1 protein-coding gene is annotated in these 515 nt (G+C 73.8%); it reads left to right on the forward strand.

Going from position 1 to position 515, the window contains the following annotated elements; all coding sequences use genetic code 11:
• Positions 1-515, forward strand: a 515-nt coding sequence (locus tag ACWJ6R_RS37885) for a polyketide synthase dehydratase domain-containing protein (protein ID WP_449066790.1), incomplete at both ends; no start/stop codon positions are given.

The raw sequence follows: 515 nt of genomic DNA on the forward strand, positions 1-515 counted from the left end.
GGTGGTCTTCAGTGGCCGGTTGTCGGTGGCGGGGCAGCCGTGGCTGGCCGATCACGTGGTGAACGGGACGGTCATCGTGCCGGGTGCGGCGCTGGTGGAGCTGGTGGCGCGGGCGGGTGAGGAGGTGGGCTGTGCGCTGGTGCGGGAGCTGACCATCCAGGCGCCGCTGGTGCTGGCGGCCGGGAGCGGTGTGCAGGTGCAGGTGGTCGTGGGGGCGGTGCAGGAGTCGGGGGTCCGTGCGGTGGCGCTGCACTCGCGGGCGCAGGAGGCGCAGGACTGGACGCTGCATGCGCAGGGTGAGCTCGCTGCGCGGGTGGCGGCGCCGGGCTTCGATGCGGGGGTGTGGCCGCCGGCGGGTGCGGTGGTGGTGGATGTGGAGGATCTGTACGAGCGGCTGGCCGAGATCGGGTTGCAGTACGGGCCGGTGTTTCAGGGGTTGCGGGCGGCGTGGCGGCGGGATGGGGAGGTGTTCGCCGAGGTCGTGCTGCCGGAGCAGGCGCATGCGGACGCGGTGC

The sequence above is a fragment of the Planomonospora algeriensis genome (assembly GCF_977012225.1).